Origin of the sequence: Sulfurospirillum sp. UCH001 (assembly GCF_001548035.1) — a bacterium.
Classification (GTDB): domain Bacteria; phylum Campylobacterota; class Campylobacteria; order Campylobacterales; family Sulfurospirillaceae; genus Sulfurospirillum.
In genome coordinates, this window is the sequence record NZ_AP014723.1 from 1114898 (window position 1) to 1134248 (window position 19351).

The following is a 19351-nucleotide window of genomic DNA, read 5'->3' on the forward strand; positions in this document are numbered from 1 at the left end:
CTAATTCTTCTCTTCTATGATTTTTCTAAAGCTTTCTAAATTTTCTTCAAAAAGCTTTACAAGATATGGATCAAACTGTGTCCCTTTACGCTCTATAATATAATGTGAAGCCGCATCAAAATCCCATGGCTCTTTATAGACTCTTACATGAGTCAATGCATCTAAAACATCAGCAATGGCTACAATGCGTGCATAGATATGAATTTCTTCTGCTTTGAGTCCTTGAGGATACCCTGAACCATCCCATTTTTCATGGTGTTGGTAAGCGATGATGTCACCTGCTTTCATAAGCCTTCGGCTTGATTTTTTCAGTAAATTATGTGCATTAGTGGTATGTGCTTGCATCACATAAAACTCTTCTTGTGTGAGTTTTCCATGTTTGTGGAGAATCTCATAAGGGATGGTAATTTTGCCTATATCGTGCAGTGGTGCGGCAAAAAAGATATCGTCTATCTCCATGTCAGATAAACTGTGGTGCAGTGTTGCTAATAACTTTGAAATTTCCGCTACGCGTTTAATATGCTTGCCTGTTTCATCAGAGGTGTCTTCCATCAGTTCGGTCAACACGTAAATGATCTCTTTTTGACTATTTTCTAATTCAGATAAAAATCTCTTTTCACTTTGAAGAATTTTGACATGCAAGTCTAAATTATTTTGCTGTAGTACTTTTTTCGCTCTATACAGCTCAATATGAGTTTTAACACGTGAGATGAGTTCATCCGCATAAAAAGGCTTTGTAATATAATCAACTGCTCCCACTTTAAAGCCCTTTGCAAGAGAGTCTAAGTCCGCTTTTGCTGTGAGAAATATAACAGGAATGTCCTGCGTCTGAGGGTCTCTTTTGAGATACTCACAGACTTCAAAACCGTTCATGTGTGGCATCATGATGTCAAGTAACACAATATCAAAGGATTTCGTTTTGATGATTTCTAACGCTTGTTTGCCATTGAGTGCAAAAGAAAAGTTGTAGTTGTTTTCTTTGAGGATATTCATTGCAATTTTGATGTTATCGCTCACATCATCGACAATCAAAACATTATAATCAGCACTCATCCTTAATCCTTCTGCAAAATGTTTTATTCTTGAAATACGCTTTTCACTTTAAATCATTTATAGGATCATGTATGCAAACAATGACTCTTTAAATTCTAGCACAAATTTTTAAAGCTTGGCATACTTTGTACAAAATACTTTTTTGATAAAGCTATAAAATAGGCTCTGATGCGATTTAAAAGTAACCATACCCAACGGAACACTTCTTGTAAATGTATGAATAACGTTTAGCATAGGAGGATACAAAAGATGGTCAAGGTAGCGTTTTTTACGAACGATCTTAAAAACATAGATGCCCATTTTGGCTCAGGTGAACAGTTTGCTGTCTACGACGTGAATGGAGCAGGGTACAACCTCCTTGACGTCGTTCAAACAGGTGAAGAGCGAACAGAAGGCAGGGTTGAGATGTTACAACATGAACACATTGACATTGTCTATTGTGTTGAGATTGGACCAGCAGCCGCCGCAAAAGTGGTCAATAGCAAAATTTTTCCTATCAAATACAAAGAAGTCGTGAGCATAGAAGCAGAGCTGGATAAGCTTCAAAGTATGATCGCAACCAATCCTCCTCCTTTTATCAAAAAAATCATAGAAGCTAGAGGATAGGGCGATGAGCGAACTTGAAACACTGTTCATTGAAACATTAACATCGCAAATTAGAGCACTCGATCAATTTGGTGTTTGGGCAAAAAAGAGCAATGAAGAGGTGCTCTGTGAGAAGTATGTTAAGAGTAAAGAGCAACTCAAAAACATCCCTATTATTGCCGACATTGATGAGATGCAAATCAAAGACATACGTTTGATTTTTCAATCTATCGCTTTAGCGTTTGAGCTTAAAACAGGAGTCATGTGCTCTGTTGTGATGGAAATGAGTCATGAGGGATTTGGACGAGCGGTGGTGTTAGCAGAAAAAATTGCCATCACGAATAAATTTTTTAAAGACGCGCATCGTTACAGTTTTAGAACATATGAAGATCTCATCAAAGAGGGTGGCAAGATGTTAAAAGATGCCATTGAAATTTATGAGATGCATCAACAAAAGGCAGGATAGAACATGTCAAAAGTAGGGATTTTTTACGCAAGTGCGGGTGGTAATACAACCTTGGTGGCAGAAGCTCTCAAAGAAGCGTATGAGCTAGAAGATGAAGATTGTGTCTTGATGGAAGATGATTTTGACAGTATTGAGCAGTTTGAAAACTACGATGTGCTTTTCTTTGGAAGTTCAACCTGGGGACAGGGCGATGTTCATTTTAGTTGGGTTGACGCACTTTTGGAGATCAACTCGGAAAAGATGAGTTTTGAAGGCAAGACCATGGCATTTTTTGGGGCGGGTGATAGCAAAACACATGGAGAGCATTTTTGCAGCGCACTAGGGAAATTTTACCAACAATTCTCAAAAGCAGGTGCGAAGGTCGTTGGTTTTGTGGATAAAGAGGACTACACCTATGAGGCATCTTTGGCAGAAGTCAATGATAAGCTCTGTGGTTTAGCGATTGATAACATCAATGAAAAAGAAAAAACAAGCGAGCGCATTGAAAACTGGATAGAGCAGTTACAAAGCGAGCTTGCCTAAATCAACGAAAGGATAATGCATGAAAACGCTGAATGATTTTTATCAACAAAAAGATGCGGAAGATTATTTTCATTTTTTTGGCATCGACTATGATGAGCATATTGTCTCAGTGAAGCGTTTTCATATGATGAAAGAGTATGGCGCACTCGTTAAAAAGGGTTTTGAAAATTATAACGGTGATGAAAAGTACTTGATGGATTTTTTAAAATTTGCGCTTATTCGTGTCTATATGGATTATAAAAATGGACATTCTCCTAGTGCTGCTGAGGTTTGGGGACTGATCCAAGATGGTAAAGCAAAAGGGTGTTTAGCGTGTGCTATGTCATCACAAGGAGGAAACTGTGCTTGCTAGTGAAGAAGTGGTGTTACATAACACCGTAATGGCAAAACTCTCAGGTAAAGACGAAGCAAAAGCGAAATTTTTCCTTGGTCAAAAAGTGAAATTGTTGGAAGATGTCAAAAATGATGGAACATACCCTTATTTAGCCATCGGTGAAGTGATGATTAAAAAAGGCTCCATTGGGTACATCAGAACCATTGGTGAGTTTTTGCAGGTCATTCGAGTGTATGAAGTCCATTTTTTAGATGCTGAAGCGGTTATTGAAGTGATAGGGTGCAGAGAACACGAGCTTGAAGCGCTTGAACCGTACCGTGACCTTGAAGCGGAAGAGCGCGAGTGGATGATGAACCACTATAAAAATAAATAGTAAATAAAAAATCTTGAAGGAGGAAAGTTATGGCAAAAGTGATCTTTATGCATTTTGATAAAGAAAAAGATGGTATCTACGATGCCAAAATAGGCGAGCCCGTTGTACGTCTAGCAAAAGAGAAGGGGATACCTATCGCTTTTGATAAAGACTATTCAAAATGCTTAGTCAGCGTTGAGCATATCAGTGATGAAGAGCCAACAAGTTACATGGAAGATGAAGAACTTGATGAACTTGTAAAACTTGGTGCGATTAGCCAAGAAGATGCAGATATCTGCCAACAATTTACCGTTAGCCCAAAAGTTCGCATCGCTTCAATGATGATGATTAAGGGTGATGTTTTGATTAAACCATTTAACAAGTAAAGGATACACAATGACAACAAGAGTAGAAATCGTCAATGATTTTTTAGCAATCAATGTAAAGCCAGGTGCAACCATTCAAGACGTTGTAGAAGCAAGCGGTAGTGCACTGCCTTTTGGATGCCGTGATGGACAATGCGGAACCTGTGTGGTTGAAATCGTTCAAGGTATGGAATTTTTATCTCCTAAAAATGAAAAAGAGTTCAAAGTGCTTAAAGAAGTCTGTGCAGGTACATGTTCAGAAAATGCACGCCTTGCATGTCAAATGAAAATTGAAAAGCCAAATGGCGTTGTACGAATTAAATACTAGAATAGATCATAAACCTTTTTCAACGCCACGTCAAATCTCTCTTCATAGTGGCGTTGAGACTCTCACACTTTAAAAAATCTTTTTTATTTGTATAAATTTTAATCAAAAATAGTTCTAAAAAACGTACAACATTTAGGCATAATTTACGCATGAGAAGTATTAACCTAGAATTCAAGCAAAAGCAGAGTTTAAATCTCTCTTTGAAGCTTTGGCTCCCATTGTTACAGCTTCCACTTGGGGAGTTAAGTACGCATCTAGAAACCTTGTCGTACGAAAACCCTTTCTTAGAAGTGAAGCGACCTTTTGAGCAAAACCTAGGCTCTAGCCATGGGATAGTCGAAGAGTTGATTCTTGGTAGTGAATCGTTGCATGAAAAAATTATTGAGCAAATTGTACCTCCACTTTTTCCTACGCCTATCTCTCAAAAAGTTGCACATGAAATACTGTGTGACATCAATGAGGAGGGATATTTTGATGGAAACATCGAAGATATCGCGCAAATGTGTGGAGTCTATACAGAGTATGTGGAGCGCATACGTCAACGTTTTTCCAAGTTAGAGCCTTATGGTATCGGGGCTCTTGATAGTAAAGAGTCGTTTGTATTTCAACTCGATGCCTTAAGCGATGATATTGATGATGAGCTTTATAACTTGGTGCTTAAAATGATCGACCAAATGGCAAAAGTGGATAAATTTTTTAAACATGGACGTTTTGAAGAAGCAAAAGCAATCATCAAAAAATTTGCCAATCCGCCTGCTGTAGAGTATCAAGCGGCGTCAAAACAGATCATTCCTGATTTTTATGTGGAAGTAGGCGATGACATCACACTTCGCATCAATAACGACTATTATCCAGATATCTTAATCAATGATCCATTTTCGAGTAAAAGCGAGCATATCAAAGAAAAGCTCAAAGAAGCACGAGATATTGTCAATCTTTTGGAACTTCGAAAAACCACACTCTATAAGATAGTCCTCTTAGTTGTGGAGCGCCAACTCTCCTTTTTTGTGGGAGGTGAGCTTAAACCTCTTAATATGGCAAACTTAGCAGATGAACTCTCTTTTGCTGAGTCTACCATTTCACGTGCCATTTCAAACAAATACATTGAGTCCAAGCAGGGCATTTTCCCTCTCAAATCCTTTTTTACTAATGCCGTGGCAACCAAAGAGCTTTCCTCTTCTGAGATTAAGAATTTTATCAACCAACAAATCGAATACGAAGATAAAAGCGAACCACTAACAGATGATGATCTTTTAGAGCGTATAGAAAAGCGTTTTAACATCAAGATGGTTAGGCGTACCATCACCAAATACCGTAAATTGATGAATGTAGCGTCATCTAAAGAGCGAAAAAAAATCTATAAGGTACAAGCATGACAACAACCCTAGAAGTTTTACCAAGGCAATACTCTAAACTTGAGTTGATTAAATTGGAACGTGAAGTGATGATTTTTTTACAAAGTTATGCCAAAAATCGTTACTCAAAGTATGTTATAGCGCCTCATATTGCGGCTATGTCCTTGCAGATGAACCATCTTTACGAAGCGATGGGATTTAAAAACCGTGTACAAATGGGAAAATATATGAAATGTCATTTTCCTGAACTTGCAACTAAAAAACCTGTGGATAAACTATGGAAAAAGTTTATTTATGACTCTATTAGCCGTGTAGCACCTTTTTGTTTTAGCTGTAAAGATAATTCTAACTGTTTCGCGTGCGAGCTAGCAGGCTAAACTTTTACCCGTGCTTTTTCTCTTGTTGCTCAAGGAACTCTTTAAGCGCATCATAGCTTAAAGGTTTAGAGTAAAGGTACCCTTGGAAACGGTCACATCCATACTCTTTTAAAAGGTCTTCTTGTTCTTTTCTCTCTACACCTTCTGCCAAAATATACATCTCTAAATTTTTACCAATAGCGATAATATTTTGGATCATCTTTTCAGCGGTAACATCATTTAAAATTGCATCCACAAAGCTCTTGTCTATTTTAAGCTCATCAATAGGTAGTTTACGCAAAATACTTAGTGAAGAGTACCCTGTACCAAAGTCATCCATAGAGATATGAAGCCCCATCTCATGTACTTTTTGCAGGAGTGGTAAAATATAGTCTATATCTTCGATAAACAAACTCTCCGTAATTTCCAAACACAAAGAGATATGGCTAAAATTTTCTTGTTCGATTTTTTGAGTAAGACTATCTAAGAAATGAGTTTCCATAAACTGTTTTATGGAAATATTGATGGAGGTTTGGAGTGAGAGTCCAAGCTCAGTTTGCAAAGATTTCATCTCTTTAAGGGTAGTGCTTAGGATGAATTTTCCAAGTCGAGGCATTACACCCGCAGCTTCAGCGATAGGAATGAACTGATCTGGTGGAACTAATCCCATCTCTGCACTGTTCCATCTTACCAATGCTTCAACACCGTAAATCGTTCCTTCATGGTCAACTTGTGGTTGATACACCATATAAAATTCATGTTTATCAAGTGCTTTATGGAGTGCTTGTTCTACATTGACACGGTTAAGATAGCCTGATTGCATGGATGGTGCAAAAAGACGAACGCTATTTTTGTATTTTTTAGCTTCATACATCGCAATATCAGCAGCACGTAAAAGCATATCTAATGACGTACCATGTTCCGGATACTTCGCAATACCAATACTCGCACCAACAACAAAACTAAACTGTTTGATATGATACGGTTTTGAGATTTCATTAAGTATGGATTGTGAATGAGTAAGAATATCCTCTTCGTCGGTACGATAGGTCAATATAACAAACTCATCACCACCTTGACGAATCACCACACTCTCTTTTCTCACCATTGCAGAGATACGTTTGGCAAACTCCACCAAAAGGATGTCTCCAAATTGGTGACCAAAGCTATCATTGATGTTTTTAAAATGATCCATATCGAGGTAATAGAGGCTAAAAGGTGGTGCTTTGTCATAAATCCATTTTTGAATAGACTGTTGTAGATAACTTCGATTAGGCAGTTTTGTAAGTTCATCATGTGTTGCTTGAAAAATGAGATCTTTACTGCGTTTTTCTTCAGCATGAGAGATGATTTTAAAGAGTAAAAACAAAATCACATGCACGATGACAAAAATAAGCACATAGCTTATGAAGCTTTCAATAAAATCATCCACAATTTGATTATGATCGATTTCTGAGAGTATCCAAAGCTCATAACGTGGTTCATATTTGAGTGCCATTTGGACAGATTTATCATCTATTGAGGTTGTTTCTATCGTGTAGATTTCAGGTTGTTGTTTTATCTCATCAATGGAAACGTGGTACTTGCGCATCACGGTATCTAAAGTGGACATAAGAAAATTGTCTGCAAGTGGTTTCTCATAGAGATTTTTGGGTGTTTCATGATTGGATGATTGGTACTGAACGAATTGGTCGCGGTTTCGGATGAGGGTAACTTTGTTGTACTCTCCAAGCGAAAGATTTTCTGTGAAAATTTTAAAAGCACCTTCTATGGCGAGGCCTGCGGTCATGACGCCAACACGTTTACCTTCATGATCAAAAATACTTTTACGAATTGGTATGCCCCAATGTCCGCTCGTGGCGATAAAATAGGTACGCCCTAACACCATTTTTTCTTGGGTCATAGTATAATCAAAAGAGTCTTTTGTTGCCTCATGTTGTCTTAGATTTGGCAGTTTTGCTTTATTGAAGTTTGAGCTGACATGCTGATAATTTCCATCCAAATCGACAAATCCAAATGCCACAATAGAAGGGTTAAGGATAAGCAGATCATCCATGACGCGAGGGTCTTTGTCTTTTAAAATCTGATTGCCTAAGATATTAAGAGTCGTCTCTTGAGAGAGAAAAAGAGAGTGTGTCGCGTTTGAAACAAGTTTGACGAGATTGGCTTGGTCCGTGGTGTATTTTTCGTGTACACTTTCCCATTTTGTAAATGACACAATGCCTAAAAAAATAAAAGCACCGATCAGAAGAATGTAAAAAATCGTCCAAATATTTTTTTGAAGGATAGCCAAGCAAACCCCCTTTTATTCTTCAATAATCATAGCATATTTTAGTGTTACGGTACTCTTAAGACCACACTATTGCACAGATCATCGCTCTCAAACTGTGTCATATCTCCCGCTTTTAGATGTGGTACAGGGAAAAGTCGTACTGTGAGCGGTTTGTTGAGTCTAAACGCCAGCGTTCCTGTATCGCAACAAATGTCAGCGATTTTTTGTGCAGATGTATTTCCCTCAATAGGTACAGTGTCCAGTCCTATACCGCATACGGCAGAGTACTGAAGAAGGGCTCTTATATCGAACTCATCCCTCGTGGTAGCATCTGCTAAACCTTCATCTTCGACAACCGCTAGCATGAGTCCTGAAAAACCTACAAGATCACATCCTTTTTGTGCTTTAAACACTTTGGTGAGAAGTGCGGAAGCTTCAAGCGTACCTGATGCCCCAAAATAGGGCACTCCAAGAAGTTTATAAACATCAACCATTGAGGAGCAATTTTTTGAAGGTGCTGCGGAGGTATCTATACCAGCAAATTTCGTTTTATAAGGGTGTTCATACGCATTGACAATACTTACAATATCCGTGATGTGGTACTGTAAGGCATCTTTCATAATGCCATACGATTTATGCATCTTAACGTTATGGTCAGTTTCTGGCTTCAAACTCTTTAGTGCTTCAACCAACAAGTCTGGACTTTCAAGCCCTAGGGCAAAACAGTTCTCATCATGACTGTTGTGGTAGGATGCTGGAAAATAGGGGATGTGCGATTTGCAGTTGTAATTGATTGTAAAATTGAAATTACCTTCGCCTCTTGGCGTAATGCGACCGAGCTCAACGACTGATTTAGCACAACAAAGGGTCAGTTCACGATCTACCATTCCCAATTCATCAACATCAATGTTCACACAAGCGTTACAGATATCTCCATAGGCTTTAATCATCTCAGGTAACAGAGCGATTTCATCAGGAGTTTTAGCCTCTCCGATAGCAAAACGAATACGAATGTTTGGCATTGAAGGGCTTTTTAGCACATCTTGAAGGTAGTGCATATCTTTGAGAACAGCATGAAATGAAGATGTGTCAAGGTACTCACCAAATGCATTGGTAACAAGACGAACGGACTGGACATGATAACCATGTGCATGAAACTCATTAGCAAGGTCACCGCCAAATGTTGCTGCTTTGATGATAGCGTCTTCCCATTCACTTATCTCTTTTGAGAGTGTTAAAAACGAGGTGATTGTACGAATTTTACATAAATCTTTATTTTTGAGTATCTCTTTGAGCATCACATTCCCTTGATGACTTTATACTAAATAATAGCCAAATCGTTTATACATGTAAAGGCGCACTTTAGATTAAACACAGAATTTCAAGGGGGTAAAAGAGTATAATTGCACACTAGCTCATAAGAAGGAAATGTATGGTAAAAACGTTTTGTTTCATGCTTGGCTTGGTATGTTTACTTGGTGCGAAAGACGATGTTAGCATTGCTAAATTGTTTGAAAATGAGGCTATCAAAGGAACGATGATCATTGAGTCATTGGATGGCACAGAGCGTTATGTTTACAATGATGAACGCGCTCATATGCCGCTTCTTCCCGCGTCAACGTTTAAAATTCCAAATACACTCATTGCACTCGAAGAAGGTGTTGTGCGTTTAGATTCTCTTATCGTTTGGGATAAGGTAGAACGCAGTGTGAGAGCGTGGAATCAAGACCAAGATTTGCGTTCTGCATTTAAAAGTTCGTGTGTGTGGTGCTACCAATTTTTTGCCCGTCATATTGGGTTTGAAAAGTACAATGCGTATCTTCAAAAACTTCATTACGGCAATGAAAAAACAGGAATGGATGTTGAGCGTTTTTGGCTTGATGGAGAGCTTCGTATCAGTGCGTATGAGCAAATTGCCTTTTTGAAAAAGCTTTATAAAAATGATCTACCGTTTCGCCAAGAACACATTGATATTCTAAAAGCGATTATGGTGGATGAACAAGGTAAAAACTTTACCATTCGTGCAAAAACAGGATGGGCAGTGCCTAATGGAGGTGAACATCATGGTTGGTATGTGGGGTATGCGGAGAGTAGTAAAGGCGTTTATTTCTTTGCTACTAACCTTATTATCGATTCATCCGATGAATTGCCTCTTCGTAAATTATTGAGTGTTGAAGCCCTTAAAACTAAAGGGATTTTAGAGTAAGATTCGCACTGTATTTGTGGTTATGAAGGAGAAAAAATGAAATTAAAACAGAGTTTATTTTCGTTGTTGGCTTTGGGTGCTCTTGTGGCGCCACTAAGCGCAGGTGTTGATTTTGAATGGAGATTAAGCCTTAACAACCGTTATCATGCAGATCCTTATGGTTATCGCTATGGCTTAGCGGATCGTTTTCGCCTTCCGGAGTCCCGTGTTATCGTTATCCTAGATAGCGTACGTGAACCAGCCGATGCGTATATGATTTTTCGTTTAGCAGAACTTTCAGGACGACCTTATGATTATGTGTTGAGTGTTTATAGACAAAATCGCTATTCGACATGGGTAGAGATTGCTTCTTTGGTGGGTGTTATTGTTTCGTCCAATGACTTTAATGAACTTAGACATCATCATGACCTAAGAGATGACTATCGCTATGACAGCAGACGTTATGATCGTTATGAAGATAGACGTGTAATTATCAAACGTGAAGAGATTTATGTGCCTCACGTGTATCAAGAGCAACAAAGAGTTTACAGAGATCCTCATTATAAACATAACGAACACTACGATCAACGAGATGACCGTCATGAAGATAGACATGATAGAAGAGATGATGACGACAGATATGAGGGAAGAAGGCATTAATAGGCGATGTGAGCATCTTGCAAAAGAGCATTTGCAAGATGCTTATGCGTTTATTCTTTACGATTTAAAAATGTTTCGATCTCTTCAATCGCTTTTTTATTGGAGAGGTTAAACTTAATCTCGATGCGACGAGATGCTTCTTTATCTTCCACCCCATTTTTAAAGATACGATCACTGTAAGACCTACCATTGGCACTGAGGTACTTTTGAAGCATTGCCGTGCGTTTCTCATCCCCTAATGAATAAATAAACGCCATGACCGAGTAGGCGCGTTTTTGTGAAAGATCAAGGTTGTGCATATAGCTACCATCAGAGTCCGTATGTCCTTCTATCACGATATGATCGATATTTTCACGTATCGTTGTATCATCTAAAAGTACTTGCAAATAAGGTTGTAACGTCTCTTTGAGCTGTTTTTGCGCTTCTGGTTTTAACTCATATGAGCCTACATCAAACAAAACAGAAGAGGGCAGTCTGATCGCTCCACTATTAGGGTCAATGTTGATCTTTTTACCCAGTTTCTCTTTAAGCTCTTGCACCACTTTGATACGAATACCTGTAAGGTTTTTGATGCGTGATTTGGTGATGTTAAGGTCTTCCACTAACTGCTGATGAGAAGCCGTACTCTCCAAAAGTTTTGCGCTTAAAAGAGCAAGCTCTCCCTCTTTGAGTTTGAGGGTTTGTGTCGTCGTTCCTAGCTCCATTTGGCTTGCTACGAGTTCGCCTTTGACTTCATCGCGTGCGAGTTCTGTGTCAAGTAACAGTTTTTTAAGATTTTCGATTTCTCTGTCACTGAGTTGTAATTGAGCAGTTGCTTCCTCTAAGCTTGCCTCTTTTTGAGAAAGTAACTCTTGTGCGATTTGCAACGATGCACTGGTGACATTCATATCGGAACGTAGCCTTAGAAAGTCGCGCTGTTTTTGTGCTAGTGCATCTTGCGCAAGATGCAACACTCTCTTTTGCTCTTCAAGATCGTTTTTAATGCCCTTAAGATCGGTCTGTACATAGACATATTTTACGACGATAGCACCAATGAGCAAGATAAAAACAAACAACAATCCTGCCATCAAATCAGCATACGAGACCCAGAAGTTTTGGTCGGTACTTCGTGAACGGTTGTAGCGCATTATTTTAACGCATCCATTTTTTGGATGATCTCTTCAGTTTCAGCGTCGATGATCTTCAAGCTCTCTTTGAGGGACTCTACTTCTGGGTTGGTTGTATCTCCTTGAATGCTGCTTGTTTCTTGGAGCGTTCGTAAGAGTTCTTGGTTTGTTTTTACCATCTCTTCGCTGCTTTTAGCAATTTTTATCTGCAAATTGGTTGTGCTTTCATTGAACAGTGTCAGTTTTGTGAGAATGTCCTCATGAATAATGGATAGGTCACGTTGTCTGTCTTGTGAGCGTGAAAGTGCTTCCATGCCTTCTTTGATGTGTTCTGCACCACGTTTGACCGCAAGAGCTTCTAGGTTGAGCATCTCATCAAAGAGTTTGAATTTTGTCTCAATACTTTTACCAAGTCTCTCAAAGAAGTCGTTGGAGCTAAGACGCTCAAACATCTTTCCAATGCGTTCAAAATTTTGGAGATTTTCTTGTAAATAGGCTTGTTCTATCTCTTCTTTGGTCCAAAAGAGGGATGCTGTAGCATTTTGAATGACGGCTACATCTCTATCGAAACGGCTTAGTCCTCTTTTTTCAAAAAAGATCCACCATAACGAAAGCAAAATACCATAAATTGAGACATAAAATGCAGTTCCTACACCGCTTAAAAGAAGGCTTATCTCATTCTCAAGCGCACCTGCATTTTGCGATGAAAAGTCAGGAAGTGTAAGTGCAATGGAGATAAATGTACCTAAAATACCCATCGTTGGGAAGATGCTCGCTGCAACAGAAGCGTAGTTGTCATTGCGAATGCCTTTTGCATAGGTATCGATGAAGTTTTCAAACGAAGCGTTTGATTTTGTCTTTCCACCAATGCTCATCAAGTTTTTAGAGATATACTCATGAAGTTCCGTTTGAAACTCTTTGGCGTAACGCCTAAAAGTGCACACACCAAATTCGCCATTGTGCTTTGCAAAAATGAGGGAAACAATGTAAATAAACCCAATCAGTACAATACTGTGAATACCAACTTTAAAGTGTAAAATGCCTAAGAAGCCCAGCAAAAAATAGACATATGCCAATGTTGGCAACAAAATAAGCTTGAGATAAACCAAAGCGCAGTTACGCTGTGGTGCTTCCAAAGCGGCTAGATTTTGGAGTGTTTCGTTCATATTTTCTTGCATAAAAAGCCTTTGTAGTGTATCTATGTTTTTCTAGCACATTATAACGCTTCTTTTTATACCGATGGTTAACAAGAAGTTAATATTAACGTGAGATTAATCTTAAAAGACTACAATTTTTAAGGTCAATACAAAATGATGCTTCCTCTTAAAACTCCCGTTTAAATTAGATAAAGGTGCTTAAAATGTCTCCTAAAATGCACAAATTGGATCGCCACAGTGTCAAGTCTTTGCTCAAACATACGCTCTTAAAAACGATAGAAAATATTGCAACCTATTTGAGTGATTTTTTAGAGACCAAAGAGCCTGAAAGTTTGCACCAGTACCGTGTGAGTGTGCGTATGGCACGTTCCGTTTGCTTGGAATTTAGCGAATTTATGGAAGAAAAACGCAAATTTACACTAGAGAAAATTCTCAAATCTTTGCAAAAAGAGACGAATGAAATGCGTGACATCGACGTCTTTTTAGAGTGTATTGAAGCGTATAAAACACGTGTCGAGCCATCGTGTCTATATGAGCTTGAAAGTTTAGAAGCAAAACTGATGTTAGAAAAAAAAGAAGCCTACGCCTCTTTTGAGAAGAGATACACCCATGCATTTAAAGATGAACTCATAGCAAAGTTGCAGGCTATACAAAATGATGAAAAACTCTGTTTACCGAAATCAGAAGAAAAACTCTACAAATACATCAAAGAAATCCTTACAAAACGCCTTAAAAAGATAGCAAAAGCCTCAAAAAAATTACATCTTGATGCCCCAAATGAGCGCTTTCACAAGCTTCGACTTCACTATAAAAAACTGCGCTACAATGCGGACGCCGTTGAACTTACGCAATTTTCAAAGAGCTTCAAACCGTTGCAGAATGCTTTTGGAAAAGTACAAGATAAAAATACCCAAATTGAGCGCATTAAACGCTACAATACGTCTCATAGCAGCTGTTTAAAGAGCATTATCGGGCTTTTAGAACAAGAACTGATAGCCGATAAACAAGCCTGCATCGAAAAATCGAGCAAAGAGAACATCGTTAAAATGCATGAGCATTTAGACACAATATTTCCATAACAAAGATGATAACCTGTGCCAAATTTAGAATACATCGCCCATTACCCAGAACACCTCAAAGAACAAATACGCCATCTCATTAAAACCGAAAAACTAGGCGCATACCTGCTGGCAAAGTACCCCACCACACATAGCATTACCAGTGATAAGGCATTGTATGCGTATGTCATGGAGCTAAGAGCAGAGTTCTTGCGAAAAAGTGAACCCATCACCAAAGTGCTTTACGATGGCAAGATTAGTGACATCAATGACGCACTAGGCTTGCATAGAGTGACCATCAAAAACCATGGAGGTCGCCTGCGAAGCAAAAGCGAAATCCGTGTAGCATCGGTCTTTAAAAATACGCCAGAGCCTTTTTTAAAGATGATTTGTGTGCATGAACTCGCTCACCTCAAAGAGAAAGAGCACAACAAAGCGTTTTATGCCTTGTGCGAAAAGATGGAGTCAAGCTACCATCAGTTAGAGTTTGATGTAAGGATATACATGACACATTTGGATCTGTTTGGGAAGTTGTATTAATGTATGATAAATTTAACAATCAATAAGGATTTTATATGAAACTCTCTCAATTTCCCATCTACATCATCGATGCGTTTACCAAAGAACTGTTCAAAGGCAACCAAGCTGCTGTTGTACCCTTAGATAGTTGGCTACCTGAAGGCGTGATGCAAAACATTGCTTCTGAAAACAACCTCTCGGAAACAGCCTTTTTTGTACGAAATGATGTAGGAGTTTATGAGATACGCTGGTTCTCTCCACTGAAAGAGATCGACTTTTGTGGGCATGCAACACTTGCAAGTGCCTATGTCATTTTTACTCATCTTGGTGAAAAAGGTACTATCACATTTTGGGCAAAAGCAGTAGGAAGCATAGAGGTCAATGAACGTGATAATGAACGCATAGAAATGCGCTTTCCAAACCGTGAACCTGAAGTTCTCAGTGAAGTACCAGAAGCCCTAAAAAATGGGCTTTCTATAAAGCCGTTGGAATATCATAAAAACCAACAAGCATACTTTGCGGTCTATGCAAGTGAAGAAGATGTCAAAAACGTTGTGCCTGATCTAGAAAAACTAAAAACATTAGCCCCTCTTGATGTGGTCGTAACGGCTCCAAGTAGGGCATATGACTTTGCCTCACGTTATTTTTGGCCTGCCAATGGTGGTGTGGAAGACCCTGTAACAGGTTCTATCCATGCAGGACTCGCACCATTTTGGGCAAAACGCTTAGGAAAAAATGAGCTTATAGCACTGCAAGCTTCTGCTCGTTCAGGAGTGCTTTATTGTCGTGTGAGTGAAGGGTATATCTTTATCTCAGGAATGTGCAAAGAGTATTTAGAAGGCAATATAACACTTACGTATTAGAAGCTGAGGCATCGTTTGATGCCTTATTTGAGTAGTAAAAATGTCGCAACAGCAGAGATCGCAATGCCCACACATACAGCAATAGAAAGTGTAACACCCTCAAAAAGATACAACAGTAATGCAATGCTTGCAGGACTAAGATAAACATACGCCATCACTTTTTTAGGACCTATTACAACGGTTGCTTTTTGATACAAATAAACGGTAAAAAACGTAGTGATAATCGCCAGATAGAGCAAATAATTAAGATGCGTAGTGTTGAGATGTTCCCACTCGAGTGGAATATGAAAAAGCATTAACGTACTTCCCATCCACAGTGTTCCTCCAACAAGTGTCATAAACACAAGTACACCCATGTCGTCATCTTTACGATGAAAAAATTTGGTACTAATGGAGTAAAGCGCCATACAGAGAATTGCTCCTAAAAAGATAATATCGCCATAACAGAGCGAAAAACTCAAAAAGCGCTCAAGATTGCCTTTAAAGACAACGATCAGTGTACCAATGATGCCACAAATATAAATCACGAACTGTTTTTTACTGATGGGTTCTTTAAAAAAGAAGATACATAATATACCTGTAAGAAGTGGAACGAGAGTGTAAAGTGTCCCTGTACTGAGCGCAGATGTGTACTCAAGCGCTTTAAAAAAAATGATAAAGTAGAGTGCATAAAAAAAGCTGATAATCAGTGTTCTTGGAAGCACTGTGACAATTTTTGCACGCTTGATTGCATTTAAAAGTATAAAGGGGGCTAACACTAAAGAAGCAATGGAGAAGCGAAGTAAATTGAGTGAAATAGGATGAATCACCCCTGCAAGTTTTTTGGAGACGATAAAAGAGCCCGCAACCAAGAGTGTAGCAAGTAGTACCATAAAATGAGCCTTGAGTGTGCCCGACATACAAAACCTTTAAATAAAATGTCGTATAGTAACACAATAAAATGAGCATTTCATTTACCTATGTCAAGATTTTAGACACAGAGTGGTAATGTATGAGTATTTTACACAACATTATCACAATGTTATAGTGTTGATTGTCCTCTTCGAGAAGTGAATAAGTCTATTTTTCAACCACTCTTTAGACAAACGAATAGGTATAATAGCGCTTCATTTATGATACGAGGAAGATGTATGGTAGCGCTAATCGCTCTTGGTTTACTCTCAGCTCTTTTTTTCAGCTCAACCTTTGTGCTCAATCGTCTTATGAGTCTCGAAGGTGGTCATTGGGTTTGGTCGGCATCGCTTCGTTATGTTTTTATGGTTTTGTTTTTACTTATCGTCATTCGCCTTTTTCAGGGCAAAAAACCGCTTCAAGCTCTTTTGAAACTTTTTTGGGAACATTGGCTCTTTTGGATGGTTGCAGGAAGCATTGGTTTTGGTTGTTTTTACGCATTGCTTTGTTATAGCGCTGATTATGCTCCTGCATGGGTTGTTGCGGCTACATGGCAACTCACTATCATCGCTTCACTCTTTGTTTTAATGCTCTTTGGAAGAGTGTTTCCTAAACGCATTTGGGTCTTTTCGACCATCATCGTTATAGGTGTAGGACTCATTAATACATCGCATATTACGACATTTCATTTTATAGAGTTTGTTAAGGGTGCATTTCCTGTTCTCATCGCAGCGTTTTGTTATCCTTTTGGAAATCAATTGGTATGGGAGTCCAAACATGGACATGCACATTTTCCCAAAATCGACTCACCTTTGTTGGAAAATGCTTTCAATAAAGTGTTTCTACTTTCGTTAGGTTCTTTACCATTTTGGCTTGTGCTGGTTTTACTCATAAGCCCTTCAATGCCTTCATTTGGGCAAGTCTTTAATACCTCTTTGGTTGCCTTGCTCTCAGGTCTTGTTGCAACCACACTTTTTTTACTCGCACGTCATAGAGCGCACAAGTCCAGTGAACTTGCCGCAGTCGATGCGACACAAGCGAGTGAAGTTATCTTCGCTCTGCTTGGAGAGATGCTCTTCTTAGGTGCTACACTCCCTAATGCACAAGCATGGATAGGTATGAGTTTGGTTTTTGTAGGGCTTGGATTTTTTATCTATTTTCAAGAAAAAAAGAGTGTTGTTCACGATTGATTCATGAAAATGCGTTAAAATACCGCAAAAGTTTAGAAGGATTTTTTCACAATGAAAACGCTTAAAAAAGCATGGTTAGTTTTAGGATTGGCATTAGGAGTGTGTGTTTATGCAGAAACACCAAAATTGGCACTCCCATTTAACATTACACCAGAGATGTACGCTTCGTTTATGGCGCAAAATCTAGCTGGTAATTTACCTCAGACCTTTAAACATAAAGATCTCTCTTTGGTCGTCAATAAAGTTCATGCAGAGCAAAACAAAGTCTTTTTTGACTCAACCACCAAACAGTACAAACAAATCTTGGATGAGCTCAACAAGTACCACACTCTTCCTGATGACCTCAAAAAGCAGTGCAAAGACTTCTCCAAAATCGCAATGGTCGATAAAGGAGTCGAGTACTATCTAAACGTTGAAGAAGGAACTAAAAAGTTTATGGTGAAGTATGACAAAGAGGCGTGCTCAGAGAGTTTTGACCCTGCTCAAAAAATCTTTATAGGCGGATACAATCGTTACGGTTTTGATATGAATGGACGTACTAAAAATGAAAATCTTGCTAAAAAGGCTTCCAACTAATTAACGTACGCAGTTACGCCCTGCCGCTTTTGCCTCATAGAGCTTTTCATCCGCTTGGATGTAAAGCTCATCAAATCGCTTAATCTCTATACCACTCATCGCATACCCAATGCTTACTGTAAAACTGAGTGTTTTACCATTGGGGAGTGTAACAGGAAATGCGCTGAGTTCTTTGCATAGTTCTTCTAGTTTTACTTTTGCTTGTTCTTTTGTAATATGTAAAAGTAAAAAGGCAAACTCTTCACCACCCAAACGCCCTACAATGTCAGTTCCTCGCAAACTCTGCTTAAAGTAGTCAGCAATCGCTTGAAGAACAGCATCTCCTGCTGGGTGTCCAAATGTGTCGTTAATATGTTTAAAATGGTCAATGTCAAGAACAGCCAAACACAAAGATTTGCCATAGCGTAAAGAACGTTGAAGCTCTTTTTCTGCTTCGTTTAAAAAATGTCCTCGATTATAGAGTTTAGTAAGAGGATCTGTTTGTGCGAGGTATTGTAACTCACATTCTAGTACTTTTCGTCTGTCTATCTCTTCTTTGAGAAGGATTTGCTCAAAACAGAGCGCTTCATGTGTTTGTGTTGATTCTTCTTCGAAACGAGAACGATGGTACTCAATCCAAATGCTAATCATGGTTACAATCATATAAGAGATACAAAAGCGTACTTGAAAGGGCGTATGATAGAGTGCATGGATTTTAGGAACAAAGAGAAAAAGTCCAATAATCATCAGTAAAAATAAACAACTCCATATAAAACCTATACGGTTTCCCAGTAAAAAGATAATGCCTATTGGATAGCAATACGCCCATAAAATACGTGATTGCTCTGTATCTGCATATATAATATAAACCAATAAAGAAAGAAGAATAAAATTAGCGATATGATAGAGAGGATAGATTTTATCTATTTTGGGAATTAAAAGAAGTGTGCCCAATAAATAAAATGAGAAAAATGTAATAGCACCAGCAATGACGAATTCGTGGTTGTAACTATTATAAATACAAAGTCCCATTGAAAGCGGTAAAATCATGATTGCAGCCCACACGTAATGGTTAAGCCTTGCAAGTTCGTCTTTATTTTTTGAGGGAGACTGCGCAACAACAAGATCTACAATATACTGAAGTTTTGTGAGGAGGGCTGTCATCAATCTTCTTTGTGA

The 19351-nt window shown here is 38.6% G+C and carries 23 protein-coding genes; 16 read left to right on the forward strand and 7 right to left on the reverse strand.

Annotated features, from left to right (window positions below; all coding sequences use genetic code 11):
• Nucleotides 1-1053, reverse strand: coding sequence for an HD domain-containing phosphohydrolase (locus tag UCH001_RS05595; RefSeq protein ID WP_067175393.1), 1053 nt, complete (start codon nt 1051-1053; stop codon nt 1-3).
• 249 nt (nt 1054-1302) lie between these two features.
• On the opposite strand from UCH001_RS05595, the gene UCH001_RS05600 reads away from it, so the two are divergent.
• The 9 genes from UCH001_RS05600 (at nt 1303) to UCH001_RS05640 (ending at nt 5737) form a co-directional block, all read left to right on the forward strand.
• The gene (locus UCH001_RS05600) at nt 1303-1659 is read left to right on the forward strand and encodes a NifB/NifX family molybdenum-iron cluster-binding protein (RefSeq protein ID WP_067175396.1); all 357 of its coding nucleotides are present in this window, start codon (nt 1303-1305) and stop codon (nt 1657-1659) included.
• Nucleotides 1660-1663: 4 nt separating this feature from the next.
• The gene (locus UCH001_RS05605; protein WP_067175399.1) at nt 1664-2104 is read left to right on the forward strand and encodes a NifX-associated nitrogen fixation protein; all 441 of its coding nucleotides are present in this window, start codon (nt 1664-1666) and stop codon (nt 2102-2104) included.
• Nucleotides 2105-2107: 3 nt separating this feature from the next.
• Nucleotides 2108-2626, forward strand: coding sequence for a flavodoxin (locus UCH001_RS05610; RefSeq protein WP_067175402.1), 519 nt, complete (start codon nt 2108-2110; stop codon nt 2624-2626).
• Between the two features lie 19 nt (nt 2627-2645).
• Nucleotides 2646-2978, forward strand: coding sequence for a nitrogenase-stabilizing/protective protein NifW (locus UCH001_RS05615; RefSeq protein ID WP_067175405.1), 333 nt, complete (start codon nt 2646-2648; stop codon nt 2976-2978).
• Nucleotides 2968-3333 carry a nitrogen fixation protein NifZ gene (locus tag UCH001_RS05620; RefSeq protein ID WP_231963979.1) on the forward strand — a complete coding sequence of 122 codons (366 nt, stop codon included), beginning with the start codon at nt 2968-2970 and terminating at the stop codon, nt 3331-3333. Before UCH001_RS05615 ends, UCH001_RS05620 begins: the two co-directional genes overlap by 11 nt.
• A gap of 29 nt (nt 3334-3362) precedes the next feature.
• Entirely contained in the window at nt 3363-3698 is a 336-nt protein-coding gene (locus UCH001_RS05625) for a hypothetical protein (RefSeq protein ID WP_067175408.1), read from the forward strand.
• Nucleotides 3699-3708: 10 nt separating this feature from the next.
• A complete protein-coding gene (locus tag UCH001_RS05630) occupies nt 3709-4005 on the forward strand; it encodes a 2Fe-2S iron-sulfur cluster-binding protein (protein ID WP_067175411.1) in 297 nt (98 codons plus the stop codon).
• Between the two features lie 149 nt (nt 4006-4154).
• Nucleotides 4155-5381, forward strand: coding sequence for an RNA polymerase factor sigma-54 (locus tag UCH001_RS05635; RefSeq protein ID WP_067175414.1), 1227 nt, complete (start codon nt 4155-4157; stop codon nt 5379-5381).
• Nucleotides 5378-5737 (forward strand): nitrogen fixation protein NifQ, encoded by a 360-nt coding sequence (locus UCH001_RS05640; protein ID WP_067175417.1) that lies wholly within the window; start codon nt 5378-5380, stop codon nt 5735-5737. The genes UCH001_RS05635 and UCH001_RS05640 overlap by 4 nt, the downstream gene beginning before the upstream one ends.
• A gap of 4 nt (nt 5738-5741) precedes the next feature.
• Here UCH001_RS05640 and UCH001_RS05645 read toward each other — a convergent pair whose 3' ends face one another.
• Together UCH001_RS05645 and UCH001_RS05650 are read right to left on the reverse strand one after the other, a co-directional pair.
• Nucleotides 5742-8009, reverse strand: a complete 2268-nt coding sequence (locus UCH001_RS05645) for an EAL domain-containing protein (protein WP_067175420.1) — start codon at nt 8007-8009, stop codon at nt 5742-5744.
• 44 nt (nt 8010-8053) lie between these two features.
• Nucleotides 8054-9286 carry a DUF711 family protein gene (locus UCH001_RS05650; protein ID WP_067175423.1) on the reverse strand — a complete coding sequence of 411 codons (1233 nt, stop codon included), beginning with the start codon at nt 9284-9286 and terminating at the stop codon, nt 8054-8056.
• A gap of 134 nt (nt 9287-9420) precedes the next feature.
• Here UCH001_RS05650 and blaOXA point away from each other — a divergent pair, with 134 nt between their 5' ends.
• Together blaOXA and UCH001_RS05660 are read left to right on the forward strand one after the other, a co-directional pair.
• On the forward strand, nt 9421-10194 hold the full coding sequence (blaOXA, locus tag UCH001_RS05655) for a class D beta-lactamase (RefSeq protein ID WP_067175426.1): 774 nt from the start codon (nt 9421-9423) through the stop codon (nt 10192-10194).
• A gap of 36 nt (nt 10195-10230) precedes the next feature.
• Nucleotides 10231-10833, forward strand: coding sequence for a hypothetical protein (locus UCH001_RS05660; protein ID WP_067175429.1), 603 nt, complete (start codon nt 10231-10233; stop codon nt 10831-10833).
• A gap of 50 nt (nt 10834-10883) precedes the next feature.
• Here UCH001_RS05660 and UCH001_RS05665 read toward each other — a convergent pair whose 3' ends face one another.
• Both UCH001_RS05665 and UCH001_RS05670 read right to left on the reverse strand, forming a co-directional pair.
• Nucleotides 10884-11960, reverse strand: a complete 1077-nt coding sequence (locus UCH001_RS05665; protein ID WP_067175432.1) for an OmpA family protein — start codon at nt 11958-11960, stop codon at nt 10884-10886.
• Entirely contained in the window at nt 11960-13117 is a 1158-nt protein-coding gene (locus UCH001_RS05670; RefSeq protein ID WP_067175435.1) for a MotA/TolQ/ExbB proton channel family protein, read from the reverse strand. Before UCH001_RS05670 ends, UCH001_RS05665 begins: the two co-directional genes overlap by 1 nt.
• Nucleotides 13118-13299: 182 nt before the next feature.
• Between UCH001_RS05670 and UCH001_RS05675 the strand changes: the two genes are divergently transcribed.
• Genes UCH001_RS05675 through UCH001_RS05685 form a run of 3 tightly spaced genes read left to right on the forward strand, consistent with a single transcriptional unit; the run spans nt 13300 to nt 15536 of the window.
• On the forward strand, nt 13300-14175 hold the full coding sequence (locus UCH001_RS05675) for a CHAD domain-containing protein (protein WP_067175438.1): 876 nt from the start codon (nt 13300-13302) through the stop codon (nt 14173-14175).
• Between the two features lie 15 nt (nt 14176-14190).
• Nucleotides 14191-14694 (forward strand): YgjP-like metallopeptidase domain-containing protein, encoded by a 504-nt coding sequence (locus UCH001_RS05680; RefSeq protein ID WP_067175441.1) that lies wholly within the window; start codon nt 14191-14193, stop codon nt 14692-14694.
• A gap of 35 nt (nt 14695-14729) precedes the next feature.
• On the forward strand, nt 14730-15536 hold the full coding sequence (locus UCH001_RS05685) for a PhzF family phenazine biosynthesis protein (RefSeq protein ID WP_067175444.1): 807 nt from the start codon (nt 14730-14732) through the stop codon (nt 15534-15536).
• A 23-nt stretch (nt 15537-15559) separates the two neighbouring features.
• Here UCH001_RS05685 and UCH001_RS05690 read toward each other — a convergent pair whose 3' ends face one another.
• A complete protein-coding gene (locus tag UCH001_RS05690; protein ID WP_067175447.1) occupies nt 15560-16435 on the reverse strand; it encodes a DMT family transporter in 876 nt (291 codons plus the stop codon).
• A 231-nt stretch (nt 16436-16666) separates the two neighbouring features.
• Here UCH001_RS05690 and UCH001_RS05695 point away from each other — a divergent pair, with 231 nt between their 5' ends.
• Together UCH001_RS05695 and UCH001_RS05700 are read left to right on the forward strand one after the other, a co-directional pair.
• Entirely contained in the window at nt 16667-17617 is a 951-nt protein-coding gene (locus UCH001_RS05695; RefSeq protein ID WP_067175450.1) for a multidrug resistance efflux transporter family protein, read from the forward strand.
• 51 nt (nt 17618-17668) lie between these two features.
• A complete protein-coding gene (locus tag UCH001_RS05700; protein WP_067175453.1) occupies nt 17669-18193 on the forward strand; it encodes a hypothetical protein in 525 nt (174 codons plus the stop codon).
• On the opposite strand, the gene UCH001_RS05705 is transcribed toward UCH001_RS05700, so the two are convergent.
• Nucleotides 18194-19336, reverse strand: coding sequence for a GGDEF domain-containing protein (locus tag UCH001_RS05705; protein ID WP_067175456.1), 1143 nt, complete (start codon nt 19334-19336; stop codon nt 18194-18196).
• Between the last annotated feature and the right edge of the window lie 15 nt (nt 19337-19351).